Annotated in this window: 12 protein-coding genes, 1 tRNA gene and 1 pseudogene; 3 read left to right on the top strand and 11 right to left on the bottom strand. The window is 61.2% G+C overall.

The genetic code is table 11. From position 1 onward, the window contains the following. Together queC and J3P84_RS21515 are read left to right on the top strand one after the other, a co-directional pair. Complete coding sequence (gene queC, locus J3P84_RS21520; protein WP_305496390.1) at window positions 1–693, top strand: 7-cyano-7-deazaguanine synthase QueC; 693 nt, start codon at window positions 1–3, stop codon at window positions 691–693. 63 nt (window positions 694–756) lie between these two features. Next, window positions 757–832: transfer RNA gene (locus J3P84_RS21515), tRNA-Lys, on the top strand. Window positions 833–1,002: 170 nt separating this feature from the next. On the opposite strand, the gene J3P84_RS21510 is transcribed toward J3P84_RS21515, so the two are convergent. The 6 genes and pseudogenes from J3P84_RS21510 to J3P84_RS21485 form a co-directional block, all read right to left on the bottom strand. Further along, window positions 1,003–2,454 carry a hypothetical protein gene (locus tag J3P84_RS21510; RefSeq protein ID WP_434625733.1) on the bottom strand — a complete coding sequence of 484 codons (1,452 nt, stop codon included), beginning with the start codon at window positions 2,452–2,454 and terminating at the stop codon, window positions 1,003–1,005. Between the two features lie 97 nt (window positions 2,455–2,551). Further along, window positions 2,552–3,739: pseudogene (locus J3P84_RS21505) on the bottom strand (cyanate transporter). 272 nt (window positions 3,740–4,011) lie between these two features. After that, window positions 4,012–4,872: a copper homeostasis membrane protein CopD gene (gene copD, locus J3P84_RS21500; RefSeq protein WP_434631461.1), complete on the bottom strand. Its 861-nt coding sequence runs from the start codon at window positions 4,870–4,872 to the stop codon at window positions 4,012–4,014. 55 nt (window positions 4,873–4,927) lie between these two features. Further along, the gene (copC, locus tag J3P84_RS21495; RefSeq protein WP_434625731.1) at window positions 4,928–5,314 is read right to left on the bottom strand and encodes a copper homeostasis periplasmic binding protein CopC; all 387 of its coding nucleotides are present in this window, start codon (window positions 5,312–5,314) and stop codon (window positions 4,928–4,930) included. Window positions 5,315–5,366: 52 nt separating this feature from the next. Next, window positions 5,367–6,269, bottom strand: coding sequence for a copper resistance protein B (locus tag J3P84_RS21490; RefSeq protein WP_434625729.1), 903 nt, complete (start codon window positions 6,267–6,269; stop codon window positions 5,367–5,369). Between the two features lie 10 nt (window positions 6,270–6,279). Beyond that, window positions 6,280–8,022: a copper resistance system multicopper oxidase gene (locus J3P84_RS21485; protein WP_434625727.1), complete on the bottom strand. Its 1,743-nt coding sequence runs from the start codon at window positions 8,020–8,022 to the stop codon at window positions 6,280–6,282. A gap of 316 nt (window positions 8,023–8,338) precedes the next feature. On the opposite strand from J3P84_RS21485, the gene nadA reads away from it, so the two are divergent. Continuing rightward, entirely contained in the window at window positions 8,339–9,397 is a 1,059-nt protein-coding gene (nadA, locus tag J3P84_RS21480; protein ID WP_305496382.1) for a quinolinate synthase NadA, read from the top strand. 216 nt (window positions 9,398–9,613) lie between these two features. Here nadA and J3P84_RS21475 read toward each other — a convergent pair whose 3' ends face one another. The 5 genes from J3P84_RS21475 to gcvP form a co-directional block, all read right to left on the bottom strand. After that, window positions 9,614–10,102 carry an RDD family protein gene (locus J3P84_RS21475; RefSeq protein ID WP_434569619.1) on the bottom strand — a complete coding sequence of 163 codons (489 nt, stop codon included), beginning with the start codon at window positions 10,100–10,102 and terminating at the stop codon, window positions 9,614–9,616. 94 nt (window positions 10,103–10,196) lie between these two features. Further along, complete coding sequence (locus J3P84_RS21470; RefSeq protein WP_003227496.1) at window positions 10,197–10,409, bottom strand: cold-shock protein; 213 nt, start codon at window positions 10,407–10,409, stop codon at window positions 10,197–10,199. Window positions 10,410–10,802: 393 nt separating this feature from the next. Further along, window positions 10,803–11,927 carry a glycine cleavage system aminomethyltransferase GcvT gene (gene gcvT, locus J3P84_RS21465; protein ID WP_434625725.1) on the bottom strand — a complete coding sequence of 375 codons (1,125 nt, stop codon included), beginning with the start codon at window positions 11,925–11,927 and terminating at the stop codon, window positions 10,803–10,805. Between the two features lie 31 nt (window positions 11,928–11,958). After that, on the bottom strand, window positions 11,959–13,335 hold the full coding sequence (locus J3P84_RS21460; protein WP_434625723.1) for an L-serine ammonia-lyase: 1,377 nt from the start codon (window positions 13,333–13,335) through the stop codon (window positions 11,959–11,961). A gap of 190 nt (window positions 13,336–13,525) precedes the next feature. Beyond that, window positions 13,526–16,375 (bottom strand): aminomethyl-transferring glycine dehydrogenase, encoded by a 2,850-nt coding sequence (gene gcvP / locus J3P84_RS21455; RefSeq protein ID WP_434625721.1) that lies wholly within the window; start codon window positions 16,373–16,375, stop codon window positions 13,526–13,528. Window positions 16,376–16,379: the final 4 nt, after the last annotated feature.

The following is a 16,379-nucleotide window of genomic DNA, read 5'->3' as shown; positions in this document are numbered from 1 at the left end:
ATGACTGAACAATCAACCACTTCTGAAAAACGTGCCGTCATCCTGCTGTCCGGTGGCCTGGACTCGGCGACCGTCGTGGCGATGGCCCGTGCCGAAGGTTATCGCTGCTACACCATGAGCTTCGATTATGGCCAGCGCCACCGTGCCGAACTGCATGCTGCCGAGCGAGTGGCACGAGACCTGGGTGTGATCGAACACAAGGTGATCGGCCTGAACCTCAACGGCATCGGCGGTTCGGCGTTGACCGACAGTTCCATCGACGTACCCGAAGCACCGAGCGAGGGGATTCCGGTGACCTACGTGCCGGCGCGCAATACCGTGTTCCTGTCCCTGGCGTTGGGCTGGGCCGAGGTACTGGGGGCGCGTGACATCTTCATTGGTGTCAATGCGGTGGATTATTCCGGTTATCCGGATTGCCGCCCGGAGTTCGTCGAAGCCTTCGAGCGTATGGCCAACCTGGCGACCAAGGCCGGTGTAGAAGGGCAAGGCTTTCGTATCCAGGCGCCGCTGCAAAACCTCAGCAAGGCTGACATCGTCAAGGCGGGGGTGAAGCTGGGCGTGGACTACGGCCTTACCGTCTCGTGCTATCAGGCCGATGATCAAGGGCGTGCTTGTGGCAAGTGCGACAGCTGCCGTCTGCGTGCTGAAGGCTTCGCGGCAGCCGGCGTGAGCGATCCAACCCCTTATTTTTGATTTATTTCAAATTAAGTGTTGAATAGTCCTTAGAAATCAGTATTATACGCGCCACCACACAGAGGGTCGTTAGCTCAGTTGGTAGAGCAGTTGGCTTTTAACCAATTGGTCGTAGGTTCGAATCCCACACGACCCACCATTTTCTGTAGTTTTAAAAGTCTGGAAGGCCCACGTAAGTGAGGATTTCCGGATTTTTTTTTGCCTGGAATAAAGTATCTCCCCGCGCAGAAGCGAGGAGTCAGGTGCTGCGGCTGGACGGTCGCAGAGCGGACGCATGCCAGCTCTGCGACGAGTAGTGCGAGCGATACGCTATGACCTGACCTGGTCTGGCGCTTTCTTCTCGCCCCAAGCGGAGCGATGGATACCTGGAACCAGCACTTCCCAACCTAGCCAACGTCCTGCGTGGATTTGCCATGATGGTACCCGGCAGGACCATTCATTTGGCGCCTTCCTGGCGAATGCCGGCAACAGAGGTTTTCGTACGACTTTGCTGTTGAGCGTGCTGACACAGAACTTCGAGTAGTTTTTCAGCTCCTTGAGTTCAAGCGACAGCATGTCTTTTGGGCACAGCAGCAGTACGTCCCCAAAGGAATACAACTGGAACGCCTCGACTTCTATTTTTTTCGCGGCCACCTGACGTGTTTTCCACAGGGTGGCGCTCAGGTCCTGCAGCTCCATGTCTTCTGGCAACGCATATCGTTCTGCCGTTTTTTGCCGAACTGACAAGCCTTCGGCCGCGATATAGGTAATGTGGCTCAAACTGCCTGGTGAAAGCATTGTGAAGGCGCAGAATGCGAGGATCATTGCCATCAGGCCATTGAAGGTACGCCTGTAGATGTCCCCCTTGAAACAATAAAAGATGATGACTGGCAGCAGGGTGAAGATGAGTGTCAACCAAGACAGACCCGCCACGTAGGGGACGGTGTCCGGCGTTTCCCTCTCCATATACGAACGTATCGTCAACAGGATTGGAAAAGCGGCGAAGATCACAGTGACAAATATGGAGAGCGAGAGCAGGGAGACGAGCCAGAATCCTTTGCGAGCCCATACCCATGACCATAGCCGCTGGCATTCTCTTGTCATCCGTAGCCACGTTGGCGTCGTCCTGTTTTTGAGTGCCTGCCACGAATCAGTAAGCCGTTTTGGCAGCCGGACCTTCGGGGCGCGGGCTGCCTTCTGCGGCTTTTGTTTTTTTTGCTTTATCTGCTGATGGTGCGCCAGGCGTTTCAGGCGGGCTCGATCCAGCCTGGCTTGGACAAGGATGCTTTTCCTGATGATTTTTTTGAACGGCGTGAAGGCGTACATGAGAAAGCACGCAACGAAGACGACCACCAGTAACGCCGCGAATGTCGCCCATGCGTTTAATGCGGGCAGGAAGAAAGTGGTCAGGATGAATGCGCTAAATCCAACGACAGTGGGGAACGCCAGATAAAAAACGATCTTCGGCTGGTTATCCTTCAGGTTTGAAAACAGCGAAACCGAGCAGCCGAACATCCAGGTTGTTGCTCCGAGGATGAACAGGTACGAAAGCATCAGCAGTAAAACCAGTACGACCCAGACCAACAGTGCGGACTTCACATCGATGGACGGCATGAACAGATCGATTCGTCCAATCGTGCGGGTATAGAGATACAGTGTGATGAACCCTAGTCCTGTTGCTAGCAGGCCCAAGGTGACTGTGATCTGGGTCCAATAGGAAAGAATGCGTCTGACGGTGTGCTTGAGTACTTCAGCGAAGGTTCTGTCAGGTCTGACGGACAAGGCGTAGCTCCCTTACAAGGTAAAATTCCTAGCAGGTATAGTAGCGCCAGGAAGCGAGAGCTAAAGCTTCAACCTGTAAATCTCCTACCTGAAATCGTTAGCGGATGTGCTTTGCGTAATGTTTCGGGTCCAGGCGCGATACCATAACCATCATCAGCGCGATGACCGCCACGAGCGACCACCAAGCCCATTCGAAACTCCCCAGCCGGTCGCGGATCATCCCGGCAATCAGCGGCGACAGCCCGGCGATGAGGTAGCCGATGCCCTGCACGAATGCAGTGAGCCCCCCGGCGCGGCGTGGGTTGTCCAGGTGATCGAGGGAGACGATCAGGCTCATGGGGAACAGCCCGCCGATACCCAGCCCCAACAGGCTCGGCCATAACAGGCTGAGGCGCTCCGGATTGAGAATCAGGCCGCAGAAGCCGACCATGATCATGACCAGTAGAACGACCAGGATTTTACGTTTGTCCTGCCTGCGGTTGGCGATCGCCGGAGTGATGAGGCCGGACAACACCTCCATCGTCGTGAGAAATCCCAGCAGCAGGCCGGCGTGCTGTTCGCTCCAGCCTTTTTCCACGTAATACGGTGCCAGCCAGGCCAGTACGCAGGTATAGGAGGCGGTGCCCAAGCCAAAAAAAATCGCCAGCAGCTAGGCCCGGGCGTTGCCGAAAAACGCTTGGTGGCGCTGGGATGCGGCTTGGGGCAGGGGCGTGACGCTCCAGCGTTGGACCCACCAGCAGCCCAAGGCGACCAGCGCCAGCAAGGCCCAGATCGCCAGGCCGATGCGCCAACTGCCGGTCTGCGCCAGGACAAAGGGTGAAAACGAGGCGGCAAGCGCCGCGCCGCCCATGATTGAGGTGACATACAAGCCCATCAGCAGCGAGACGCTGTCGGCGAAGCGCGCCTTGATCAGTGCTGGCATCACGGCCTGGATCAAGGCGATTCCGAGCCCGGCCACCACCGCGCTGGTGACCACCCCGGCGGCGCTGTCCAGATACAAGCGCGATGCCGTGGCGATACCAATGATCAGCAGCGACAGGACGACGGTACGGTGTTCACCGATGCGCAGGGCGATGCGCATGCCCAGGAACATGGCCACGCCCATCGCCATGACGGGCAGCATGGTCAGCAGTGAAGCGCTGCTGAAACTCAGGGGCACCTCGCCGCGAATGGCTGACAGCAGCGGCCCGACCGCGGCCATCGAGGGCCGCAGGTTCAGCGCTACCAGCACGATACTGACCATCAGCCAGACGGCGCGGGTGCTGGTGGTTTGGACGTTTTCCATGATGGGGCCTTGCTAAGACAAAGCACATTTAGGCTACGGCGGCCTGCATTGGGCAAACTGAAAAACGGCGGGACTTATCGAATAATCAAATGCCGCACCCAGTCGCCCTTCGTGGCGAGGGAGCTTGCTCCCGCTGGGCTGCGAAGCAGACCTGAAAAAGAATGGGCGCGATGCATCTGGGGGGACCGAGTGCGGCGGTTTTGGGGCGGCTTCGCCCCCCAGCGGGAGCGAGCTCCCTCGCCACGGGTTCGGTGAGTGCCGTGAGAGGGGCTTTATTCCATCCCCGGGCTTAACGTCCCCAACCAGGCCACCAGTCCCAGGATGATCACCGCCACACCAAGCTCCAGCAGCATGCTGCGTCGCAACGCTTCCACCGCGACGTCGTGCTCGCCAGTCTGTCGGGTCTGTTCCAGCAGCGGGCCCAGGTGAAAACGGTTCAGCGCGGCGAACCCCAGCATGGCCAGGAACAGGCCGAGTTTCAGCATCAGCAGCTGACCATAGGTGCTGTCGAGTAACCCCGCGAAGTTCGTGCCGACGATGAACAGATAATTGGCGACTCCTGTCACAGCGATGACTGCCACAATTACCGCACCGGCCGTGGCAAATCCGCTCAAGGTCCGGGCCAGTACCGCCAGCTGAGGTTCGGCCTGCCGAAGCAGCAGGGCAAACGCGGCCAAGGCTCCGACCCAGCCACCCGCTGCCCACAGGTGCAGGAAGTCGCTGGTGAAATGCCAACTCCGGCGTGCGCCTTCGTCCATGGCGCCGTGCCCTGCCCAGGCCAGCGTCGCCAGAGCCACGGCTCCGCCCAGCATGGCCAGGACCAGGCTGAAGGTTGGCGAGCGGCTATCAAGCGTCACGGCGAAACCGGCCAGCAACAACGCCGCCATGCGCAGCGTCCAGCTCAAACCGACATCGGTTTCCAGCACCATCATTTCGAAGTGTGGCCACAGCTCGGCCCACTCCGAAGCTCCGCTCATGGCCCAGGTCATGCACGCCATGGCGCCCAGGGAGAGCAACATTCCAAGCACGGCCGTGGTCGCCAGCAACGACGCGAAAGGCAACACCGCGCCTGACGCCCGCTCCCGACCTCGCAAGCTGTAAAGGCCAAACGCAGCCAGGCCGAACAGCAACATCAGATCCAGGTAGAGGGCAAAGCGCAGCGCGATGTTGATCGAGTCGCTCGTCAACTCACTTCACCTTGAACGTAATGTTGCCGGTGATCGGGTGCGTGTCTGACGATACCGCGCGCCACTGCACCTGGTAGGTGCCGGCGGTGAGAGGCGCATGGGGAGTAATGACCATGGTTTTCGGATCATCGCTGCCGGAAACCTTGGCTGGCACGGGCATTGGTGCGTGCGCCGACATGCCGGGCATCCCGGTCATAATCAGCTTGGCGCCGGAAAATTGGGTCACGAGATTTTCGGAAAAGTGCAGCTCGATCTTCGCTGGCGATGCCCCCTCAGCGCCTTCGGCGGGGCTGGAGGACAGCAGTTTCGGATGGGCCTGGGCCAGGCCATTGGCCAACAGGCCGGTGGACAGCGCGGCGGCCATGACAGCGGTTTTGATGAATGACATGCAGGACTCCTACAGCTTGTTTTTCAGTGATTGATGGAGCAGGGCCAATGCCTCAGAACCACAGGCGCACACCCACTACCAGGCGTGCCTCGCTGCGGTCTTCGCCTTCGTCCCGGGCGTAGTCGGCGGTGTTGCCGTAGACGCGGTTCCAGGTCACGCCAACGTACGGGGCGAACTCACGGCAGATTTCGTAGCGCAGCCGCAGCCCCACTTCGGTGTCGGACAACCCCGAGCCGACGCCCCGATCAGGGTCATTCTTGCCGTAGAAGTTGGCTTCGGCGGTGGGCTGCAGAATCAGCCGATTGGTCAGCAGAATGTCGTAGTCGCCCTCCAGGCGCGCCGCGCTCTGGCCATCTTCACCGATGAAGGCGGTGGCCTCGGCTTCGAAGTTGTACAGCGCCATGCCTTGTACGCCGAATGCTGCCCAGGTCTGTGAGTCGCCTGGTTTGAAGTCCTGGCGCACGCCGGCCACCACATCCCACCAAGGGCTGATGGCATGACCCCAGAGGGCCTGGAGTTCGGCTTCTTCGGTCTTGCCATGGGTGCGTTCGCCTTCGGAGCGCAGCCACAAGCGGTCGATGTCGCCGCCGATCCAGCCGGAGGCATCCCAGCTAAGGGCGCTGCCGTCATCGGCGTTTTGCCACTCCAACTGGTCGATCAGGAAGAATGAGTTGATGGCGCTGTCGTGCACCGCATGGCCACCATGGTCTTCATAGACGGCGGCGCGGTCAGCTGCGGTCAGTTCAGGGATCGGTGTGCGATTGCTGGTGGGCGCGGCTTGCATGGAATCCATGCCCTGCATCGAGTCCATGCCTTGCATCTGGCTGTGGTCCATACCCGGCATCTGGCTGTGATCCATGCCGTGCATCGTGTCGCTTGCTGCCCAGGCTGACAGGCTGGTGCCGAGGGCAAGCACAGCCACGGGCAGGGTGGGGGATTTAAACAGGCTGATCATGGTCGGCTCCTCATTCCTGCACCCGGACTTCGCGGAACATGCCCATTTCCATATGAAACAGCAGGTGGCAGTGATAGGCCCAGCGGCCAAGCGCGTCGGCGGTCACTCGATAGCTGCGCCTGGAACCGGGCGGTACGTCGATGGTGTGCTTGCGCACCATGAACTGGCCGTTTTCGTCTTCCAGGTCGCTCCACATGCCGTGCAGGTGGATGGGGTGGGTCATCATGGTGTCGTTGATCAACACGATGCGCAGGCGCTCGCCGTACTTGAGCAGCAGCGGCGCGGCGTCGCTGAACTTCACGCCGTTGAACGACCAGACGAATTTTTCCATGTGCCCGGTCAGGTGCAGCTCGATCGTGCGGCCCGGCTCGCGGCCGTCGGGGTCGCCAAAGGTGCTGCGCAGGTCCGCGTAGGTCAGCACTTTGCGGCCATTGTTGCGCAGGCCCATGCCTGGGTCGTCGAGCTTGGGTTTGACGCTCATGGCCTGCATGTCCACCAACGGATTGTTGTTCTCCGTTTCGGGATGGGTTTGCATCCCGCCCATACCTGGCAGGGTGCCGTGGTCCATGCCGGTCATGTCATCCATGCCCTGCATCTGGCTATGGTCCATGCCCTGCATCGATCCGTGGTCCATGTCGGCCATGCCCATGTCGTCCATGGTCACCAGTGGCCGAGGGTCCAAGGGCGGTACCGGCGCCGCCAATCCGGCCCGGGTCGCGAGGGTGCCGCGGGCGTAGCCGGTGCGGTCCATGGCCTGGGCGAACAGGGTGTAGGCTTGCTGCGTCGGCTCGATGATGACGTCGTAGGTTTCCGCCACGGCGATTCGGAACTCATCGACACTCACCGGTTTGACGTACTGGCCATCAGAGGCCACGACCGTCATTTTCAGGCCGGGTATGCGCACATCGAAATAGGTCATCGACGAGCCATTGATGAAACGCAAGCGGATGCGTTCACCCGGCTTGAACAGGCCGGTCCAGTTCGTGTCCGGTGCCTGGCCGTTCATGAGATAGGTATAGGTGGCGCCACTGACGTCGGCAAGGTCGGTGGGATTCATCTTCATCTCGGCCCACATCTTGCGATCGGCCACGGTGGCGGCCCAGCCGTTCTTGCCGACATCGTCGATGAAGTCGCCGACCGTGCGTTTGTTGTAGTTGTAGTAGTCCGATTGTTTCTTCAGCTTGCGGATGATTTGGGTGGGGTCCTCATCGCTCCAGTCGGTGAGCATGACCACGTAGTCCCGCTCATACTGGAAAGGCTCGGGTTCCCTGGCGTCTATGACCAGCGAGCCATAGACCCCGGATTGCTCCTGGAAGCCGGAATGGCTGTGGTACCAGTAGGTGCCGTTCTGCCGGACCTTGAACTGGTAGACATACAGACCGCCGGGCTCGATGCCTTTGAAGCTCAGCCCGGGGACGCCGTCCATGTTGGCCGGCAGGAGGATGCCGTGCCAATGGATCGAAGTGCTGTCTTGCAGGCGATTGCGTACACGCAAGGTCACGGTGTCTCCCTCACGCCAGCGCAGCAACGGGCCGGGGATACCGCCGTTGATGGTCTGGGCGGTGCGCGGGTTGCCGGTGAAATTGACCGGGCTTTCGCCGATGAACAGGTCGAACTCGGTGCCGCTCAGTACGTTGGGCTGGCCCGGGCTGGCAATCGCCCAGACGGGCGAGCGCCACAAGCCCAGGCCACCAAGGATGCCGCCGGCAGTCAGGCCCTTGACGAAGGTTCGCCGGGAAGTTTTCGATTGCATGACGTTTGAAAATCCATCGCTCGATTCAAAGCAGGCACAGGAACTGGCCCCTGTGCGGGTTGAAAAGAAGATGACACAGCCGGACGCGGCGGGTGATTACATTTCAGTCAGCTTGGCACCACGAGGGAACGGGTGCGTTGCAGTGGCCGGGCACAGGTCAGAATGATCTTTTGCAACGGCGGGATATTCTGTAGCCTTGCCGGCTTCATGCTGTCCCGTGCCTGATTGATACCCACTTTCCCGGCGGTACCCGAGTGGTCCGGAGCCGGGTGTATACTCGACTTTCGCGCAAAACGCGCCCATAGGTCTTGCGAATATGACGCAGATTTCCGAACGCCTTCTGGTCCAGGCCCACCTCGATGCCAAGCAGCCCAAGCCGCTGACGGCCGAGCAAGAAGCCTGGTACCGCGCCGCCATCGCCGCCGAGCTCAAGGCTCAGGACGCGGTGCTGGTTGCGCATTTCTACTGTGATCCGATCATCCAGGCCCTGGCCGAGGAGACCGGGGGCTGTGTTTCCGACTCCCTGGAAATGGCCCGCTTCGGCAACGCCCATCCGGCCAAGACCGTGGTGGTGGCCGGGGTCAAGTTCATGGGCGAGACCGCGAAGATCCTCAACCCTGAAAAACGCGTGCTGATGCCGACCCTGGAAGCCACCTGCTCCCTGGACCTGGGCTGCCCGGTGGATGAGTTCTCGGCGTTCTGCGACCAGCATCCGGAGCGCACCGTGGTGGTCTACGCCAACACTTCGGCGGCGGTAAAGGCCCGGGCCGACTGGGTCGTGACGTCCAGCTGCGCACTGGAGATCGTCGAGAGCCTGATGGACAACGGCGAGACGATCATCTGGGGCCCGGACAAGCACCTGGGGACCTACATCCAGCGCAAGACCGGCGCCGACATGCTGCTCTGGGACGGTGCCTGCATCGTCCACGAGGAGTTCAAGTCCAAGCAATTGGAAGACATGAAGGCGCTGTACCCGGACGCCGCGATCCTGGTGCACCCGGAGTCGCCGACCTCGGTGATCGAGCTGGCGGATGCCGTGGGCTCCACCAGTCAGTTGATCGCTGCGGCGCAAAGCTTGCCGAACAAGACGCTGATCGTCGCCACCGACCGCGGCATCTTCTACAAGATGCAGCAGCTGTGCCCCGACAAAGTCTTCATCGAAGCCCCTACGGCTGGCAACGGCGCGGCGTGCCGCAGTTGCGCGCATTGCCCGTGGATGGCGATGAACACCCTGGAGCGCACGCTCCAGGCGCTGAAGGACGGCAGCAACGAGATCTTCGTCGACCCGGCCTTGATCCCCCAGGCGATCCGCCCGCTCAAGCGCATGCTGGACTTCACCCAGGCAGCGCGGATGAAATTGGCGGGGAATGCCTGATTCCGGGAGTCTTGAGATCTCTGAAGGGCTTGAAGCTTTGAGAGGTATTGAGACCTGAGAAACCTTCGTGGCGAGGGAGCTTGCTCCCGCTGGGCTGCGAAGCAGCCCCCTCCTGCCAGCACCGCATATCTTCAGGTAAACCAAACAGGCCTTTTACGACTGCTGCGCAGCCGAGCGGGAGCAAGCTCCCTCGCCACGAGACCAGTGGTTGTTCCTTTACTTGGTCTTCTTGGGAATCCGCACCAGCTGCGTATCCGAGTAGATGTCATGCCAGCCGCGCTTGCGCTTGTCGAACAGCGCCCAGATGAAACCCAGCCCCAGCAGCAGCAACGACGCAATCGACACCACGAACCGCAACAGCGCCTGCCACAGGCTGATGGCCGTGCCATCGGCGTTCTGCACGCGAATACACCAGACTTGCATGCCCAGGGTCTGGCCGTTGTGGGTCCAGAACTTGGCGAAGAAACCGAACAGCACGAAGAGCAATACGGTGGACAGCAGCGGGTCACCGTCCAGTGCTCCGGCGTCGGTGAGGGCGCGCATCTTTTCTTCGCCGATGATCGCCATCTGGATCATCTTGTAGACGCCACCGGTCACGATCAGCAGTGCCGTGCACAGCAGGAAGTCATAAAACATCGCTGCCAGGCGACGGCCCAGGCCGACGGGGGGGAAATCGCCCTGGGGAGTGAGCAGGTGTTTCGGCATGACGGCCTCGGCTGAAAAAAGAAGCCATTTTACGGATTTGCGCCCATAAAAAAGCCCCTGATATCAATCAGGGGCTTTTTAGTTTGCGAAAGCCTCAGGCCTCGGCTTGAACCTCGTCAGCCTGCATGCCTTTCTGGCCCTGCACAGCGACGAAAGTGACTTTCTGGCCTTCTTTCAGGCTCTTGAAGCCGTTGCCCTGGATGGCGCGGAAGTGCACGAACAGGTCCGGACCGCTTTCAGGGGTGATGAAACCAAAACCTTTTTCGTCGTTGAACCACTTGACGGTACCGCTCTGACGAGTAGACATTTTCTTAATTTCCTTGACGCTAAATTAATGACAGCCTCTTTCAACGCGAAAGAGTACTGGGGCTGGGTTGCAGGAAAGTAAGATGACGTCGAACGGGATGTAGCTAACTTCGTAGGCTACTGCCCAGGTCACGATCCAAGCGACCCATGCAAACACAGTGACGAAACTCTACGCCAACTTCCAATGAAAAAACAACCCCCCTCAAGGGCCCGGATTTGCTCAGCTTGCTGGCGATTTAGATGTTTCGCTGGGGAAGGCTTATTCGAAAGGCTAGTTCAATAGTTCCGCGACGTTATAAGCCCGGTTGAATATCAAACATGCACCTTTTTATGGCGGTTGCGTTACACATTAGTGCACGTTTAACGCAACCGCGTTACTTATAGAAACAGCCAATCAACCACGGTAGTAGCGCTGTGCAACAAATGGCATTTTGCTTACAAGCATGGGCACCTTTTTCCCACGCACAATGGCCCAGACCGGTGTATCCATTGCCACGTAGGCACTGTCCAGATAGCCCATGGCCAACGGACCGCCCAGCGTCGGGCCGAAACCGCCGCTGCATACGGTGCCGATGGTCTCGCCAGCTTCGTTGACGATCTCCGCGCCTTCGCGCACCGGTGTGCGTTCCTGGGGCAGGAGGCCGACGCGTTTGCGGCTGACGCCGCTCTGTTGTTGGGCGAAGATGGTCTCAGCCCCGGGGAACCCACCGGCGCGGGCACCGTCGGCACGGCGTACTTTGGAAATGGCCCAGAGCAGGCTGGCTTCGATCGGCGTGGTTTCGGTGTTCATGTCGTGGCCATAAAGGCACAGGCCGGCTTCCAGGCGCAGGGAGTCGCGGGCACCGAGGCCAATGGCCGCGACTTCCGGTTCGGCCAGCAGGGCGCGGGCGAGTTTCTCTGCGTCGGCGGCCGGCACGGAAATTTCGAAACCGTCTTCGCCGGTGTAGCCCGAACGGCTGACAAAACAATCCACGCCCAGCAGCGTCACGCGCTGGAACTGCATGAAGGTCATTTTCGCCACGTCCGGCGCCCGGCGCGCGAGTACGCTGACGGCGGCCGGGCCTTGCAGGGCGAGCAGGGCGCGGGCTTCGAACAGCGGTTCGATGCTGCACCGGTCGCCGATTTTCGCTTGCAGGTGGGCCAGGTCCTGATGCTTGCAGGCGGCGTTGACCACCAGGATCAGTTCGTCATTGTCCAGGTTGGCGACCATCAGGTCGTCAAGGATGCCGCCGTTATCGTTGGTGAACATGGCGTAGCGCTGCATGCCCACCGGCAGGTCGACGATGTCCACCGGCACCAGTGTCTCCAGGGCTTTGGCGGCATCGGCGCCGGTCAGGCGGATCTGGCCCATGTGGGACACATCGAACAGCCCGGCCTGATCACGGGTGTGCTGGTGTTCTTTCATGACGCCCAGCGGGTATTGCACGGGCATGTCGTAGCCGGCAAATGGCACCATGCGCGCGCCCAGCTCAAGGTGCAGCGCGTGCAGCGGGGTTTTCAACAATTGTTCGGTGGACATATCAGCTCCTGGAAAATGAAAGTGGCGCGTATCAGCATTCGATGATGTTGACCGCCAGACCGCCGCGGGCGGTCTCCTTGTATTTGCTTTTCATGTCGGCGCCGGTCTGGCGCATGGTGCGGATGACTTTGTCGAGGGAGACGAAGTGATGCCCGTCGCCGCGCATGGCCATGCGCACCGCGTTGATGGCTTTCACCGAGCCCATGGCGTTGCGTTCGATGCAAGGCACCTGGACGAGGCCACCGATGGGGTCGCAGGTCAGGCCGAGGTTGTGTTCCATGCCGATTTCGGCGGCGTTTTCCACTTGTTGCACGGTGCCGCCCAAGACTTCGCACAGTGCGCCGGCCGCCATGGAACAGGCCACGCCGACTTCGCCCTGGCAGCCGACTTCGGCGCCGGAGATGGAAGCGTTTTCCTTGTAGAGGATGCCGATGGCGGCGGCGGTCAGCAGGAACCGCACCACGCCATCTTCGTTGGCCCCGGGAATGAAGCGCATGTAGTAATGCAGCACGGCTGGAATGATGCCTGCCGCGCCATTGGTCGGCGCGGTGACAACGCGTCCGCCGTAGGCGTTTTCTTCGTTGACGGCCAAGGCATACAGGTTGACCCAGTCGAGCACGGACAACGGATCACGCAATGCCGCTTCGGGGTTCTTGCACAGCTGGCGATGCAGCGCGGCGGCCCGTCGCTTGACCTTCAGCCCGCCCGGCAGGATCCCTTCATTGCGACAGCCGGCCGCCACGCAATCCTGCATGACCTGCCAGATCTTCAGCAGGCCGGCGCGGGTTTCGGCTTCGGGGCGCCAGGCACTTTCGTTGGTCAGCATCACCTGGCTGATGGACAGGCCGTAAGTGGTGCAATGGGCGAGCAGGTCCTTGGCGCTCTTGAACGGGAAGGTCAGGGGCGTTGCATCCTCGACGATACGGTCGGCACCGGCGGCGCCTTCGTCCACCACAAAACCGCCGCCTACCGAGTAGTACTCGCGGCTGCGCACCTGCAGCCCGGCGGCATCGAAGGCGCGGAAGATCATGCCGTTGGGGTGGAAGGCCAACGGTTTGCGAATCATCGCCAGGTGCAGCTTTTCGTTGAATTCAATGAGGTGTTCGCCGAGCAGGTTCAGGCGACCGCTGCTGCGAATCTCCTGGAGCCGGGCGGTGACTGTTTCGGTGTCCACGGTATCCGGGTGCTCGCCTTCCAGGCCCAGCAGCACGGCCTTGTCACTGCCATGGCCCTTGCCGGTAGCACCGAGGGAGCCATACAGCTCGACTTTGACGCTGGCAGTGGTCTTGAGCAGGTCATCACGGCGCAGCCCTTCGACGAACCGGGCCGCGGCACGCATCGGGCCAACCGTGTGGGAGCTGGAAGGGCCGATGCCGATCTTGAACAGGTCGAACACGCTTAACGACATGGTGTTTCTCCGGTTTCTTTTTATGGGATCGACGGTTACAAGGTTTGAAAACTGATTCCCTGTGGGAGCGAGCCTGCTCGCGAAGGCGGCTTGTCAGTCGACATCCATTTGGCTGACATATCGCCTTCGCGAGCAGGCTCGCTCCCACAAGGGAAGTTCGGAGGACGGATGGACCGTCCCCCTTCACAGATCAAGCGTAGCTTTCGATCGACGGGCAGGCGCAGACCAGGTTGCGGTCGCCGAACACGTTGTCGACCCGGCCCACCGGCGGCCAGTATTTGCCTTCGATCAACGACGCCACCGGGTAAACGGCCTGTTCGCGGCTGTAGGGGTGAGTCCACTCGCCGACGAGTTCCGCCGCGGTGTGCGGGGCGTTTTTCAGTGGGTTGTCGTCTTTGTCGAGGCTGCCGTTTTCCACCGCGCGGATTTCTTCGCGGATGCAGATCATGGCGTCGCAGAAGCGGTCCAGTTCTTCCTTGGATTCGCTTTCGGTCGGCTCGATCATCAATGTGCCGGCCACCGGGAACGACATGGTCGGGGCGTGGAAGCCGAAGTCGATCAGGCGCTTGGCGACGTCATCGACGCTGATGCCGCTGCTGTCCTTGAGCGGACGCAAATCGAGGATGCATTCGTGGGCCACCAGGCCGTTGCTGCCGGAGTAGAGCACCGGGTAGTGCTCTTCCAGGCGACGGGCGATGTAGTTGGCGTTGAGGATCGCCAGTTGCGAGGCGCGCTTGAGGCCGGCGCCGCCCATCATGCGGATGTACATCCAGGTGATCGGCAAAATGCTCGCACTGCCGAACGGCGCCGCGCACACCGCGCCTTCCTTGCGCTCCATGTTCGCATGGCCCGGCAGGAACGGTGCCAGGTGCGACTTGACGCCGATCGGGCCGACGCCCGGGCCGCCACCGCCGTGAGGGATGCAGAAGGTCTTGTGCAGGTTCAGGTGCGACACGTCGCCGCCGAACTTGCCTGGAGCGCAGAGGCCGACCATGGCGTTCATGTTGGCGCCGTCGATGTACACCTGGCCGCCGTTGTCATGAATGATGCCGCAGATTTCGCGGATGCCTTCCTCGAACACGCCGTGGGTGGACGGGTAGGTAATCATCAGCGCGGCGAGGTGTTCGCGGTGTTCGATGGCCTTGGCGCGCAGGTCTTCGATGTCGACGTTGCCACGGGCATCGCACGCGGTCACGACCACCCGCATGCCGGCCATGTTGGCGGTGGCCGGGTTGGTGCCGTGGGCGGAGGACGGGATCAGGCAGATGTCGCGACGGTCTTCGCCACGGCTCTGGTGGTAGGCGCGGATTGCCAGCAGGCCAGCGTATTCACCTTGGGAACCGGCGTTGGGTTGCAGCGACACCGCGTCATAGCCGGTGGCGGCGCAGAGCATCGCTTCCAGCTCGTCGGTCAATTGCTGGTAGCCGGCGCTCTGCTCGGCCGGGGCGAACGGGTGCAGGGCGCCGAATTCGGCCCAGGTCACCGGGATCATTTCGCTGGCGGCGTTGAGTTTCATCGTGCAGGAACCCAGCGGGATCATGGTGCGATCCAGGGCCAGGTCCTTGTCGGCGAGCTTGCGCAGGTAGCGCATCAGCTCGGTTTCGGAATGGTAGCGGTTGAACACCGGGTGGCTGAGGATCGCCGATTGGCGCACCAGTTCGGCCGGGATGCGGCTTTGCACGCTGGCGGCGAGGGAGGCGAAGTCCGGCAGGGCCTTGCCGTCGGCCAACAGGCTCCACAATGCCTCGATATCAGCCTGGCTGGTGGTCTCGTCCAGGGACAGGCCCAAGCGTTCTGCATCCACCACGCGCAGGTTGATGCGTTGAGCGTGGGCCTTGTCGTGCAGGGCAGCAGTCTGTGCGCCGGTGTGCAGGGTCAGGGTGTCGAAGAAGCTCTCTTGCTCGACGCTCAGGCCCAGCGCGCCCAGGCCCTTGGCGAGGATCGCGGTCAGGTGGTGGATGCGGTTGGCAATCTGCACCAGGCCTTTGGGGCCGTGATACACAGCGTACATGCTGGCGATGTTGGCAAGCAGTACCTGGGCGGTGCAGATGTTGCTGGTGGCTTTCTCGCGGCGGATGTGTTGCTCGCGGGTCTGCATCGCCAGGCGCAGGGCCGGCTTGCCGAAACGGTCTACGGACACGCCGACCAGACGGCCCGGCATGTCGCGCTTGAACGCATCCTTGGTGGAAAAATACGCCGCGTGCGGGCCGCCGAAACCCAGTGGCACGCCGAAGCGCTGGGCGCTGCCGATAGCCACGTCTGCACCGAATTCGCCGGGGGCGGTCAGCAGCGTCAGGGCCAGTAGGTCAGCCGCGACGGCCACCAGGGCATTGGCGGCGTGGAAGCGTTCGGTCAGCTCGCTATAGTCGAACAGGTCACCGTTGCTGGCCGGGTATTGCAACAGTGCGCCAAAAAAGCCGCTGACGTCGCTCAGTTCGCGTTCATCACCGACCACCACGTCGATACCCAGGGGTTCGGCACGGGTGCGCAGCACGTCGAGGGTCTGCGGGTGGCAATGGCGAGAGGCGAAGAAGGCATTGCTGCCCTTGTTCTTGCTCAGGCGTTTGCAGAAGGTCATGGCTTCGGCAGCGGCGGTGGCTTCGTCGAGCAGCGAGGCGTTGGCGATCGGCAGGCCGGTGAGGTCGCTGATCAAGGTCTGGAAATTCAGCAGCGCTTCGAGACGGCCCTGGGAAATTTCCGGCTGGTACGGCGTGTAAGCGGTGTACCAGGCCGGGTTTTCCAGCAGGTTGCGCAAGATCGGCGCTGGGGTGTGGCAGTTGTAGTAACCCTGGCCGATGTAGGTCTTGAACAGCTGGTTCTTGCCGGCGATGGCCTTGATCGAGGCCAATGCATCGGCTTCGCTCTGGCCGTCGCCCATGTCCAGCACACTGGTGCCCTTGATGCTTTCCGGGATGACGCTGGCGCTCAGGGCTTCCAGGGAGTCGAAACCCAGGCGCTCGAGCATGGCTTGCTCGTCGCTGGCCCGAGGGCCGATATGGCGGGCGATGAATTCGTTGGCGGTGCCGAGATTTACGGTCATGTCG

The organism is Pseudomonas sp. Z1-29, assembly GCF_051131995.1.
Classification (GTDB): Bacteria; Pseudomonadota; Gammaproteobacteria; order Pseudomonadales; family Pseudomonadaceae; genus Aquipseudomonas.
The sequence above is the reverse complement of the archived record's forward strand: the minus strand, read 5'-3'. Positions and strand labels throughout refer to the sequence as shown.

Excerpts from the sequence above, each read along its gene's own strand:
- queC (WP_305496390.1), top strand. The coding sequence starts at position 1 with ATGACTGAACAATCAACCACTTCTGAAAAACGTGCCGTCATCCTGCTG.
- copD (WP_434631461.1), bottom strand. The coding sequence starts at position 4,872 with ATGTTGCTGTTCGGCCTGGCTGCGTTTGGCCTTTACAGCTTGCGAGGT.
- copC (WP_434625731.1), bottom strand. The coding sequence starts at position 5,314 with ATGTCATTCATCAAAACCGCTGTCATGGCCGCCGCGCTGTCCACCGGC.
- J3P84_RS21490 (WP_434625729.1), bottom strand. The coding sequence starts at position 6,269 with ATGATCAGCCTGTTTAAATCCCCCACCCTGCCCGTGGCTGTGCTTGCC.
- J3P84_RS21485 (WP_434625727.1), bottom strand. The coding sequence starts at position 8,022 with ATGCAATCGAAAACTTCCCGGCGAACCTTCGTCAAGGGCCTGACTGCC.
- nadA (WP_305496382.1), top strand. The coding sequence starts at position 8,339 with ATGACGCAGATTTCCGAACGCCTTCTGGTCCAGGCCCACCTCGATGCC.
- J3P84_RS21475 (WP_434569619.1), bottom strand. The coding sequence starts at position 10,102 with ATGCCGAAACACCTGCTCACTCCCCAGGGCGATTTCCCCCCCGTCGGC.
- J3P84_RS21470 (WP_003227496.1), bottom strand. The coding sequence starts at position 10,409 with ATGTCTACTCGTCAGAGCGGTACCGTCAAGTGGTTCAACGACGAAAAA.
- gcvT (WP_434625725.1), bottom strand. The coding sequence starts at position 11,927 with ATGTCCACCGAACAATTGTTGAAAACCCCGCTGCACGCGCTGCACCTT.
- J3P84_RS21460 (WP_434625723.1), bottom strand. The coding sequence starts at position 13,335 with ATGTCGTTAAGCGTGTTCGACCTGTTCAAGATCGGCATCGGCCCTTCC.
- gcvP (WP_434625721.1), bottom strand. The coding sequence starts at position 16,375 with ATGACCGTAAATCTCGGCACCGCCAACGAATTCATCGCCCGCCATATC.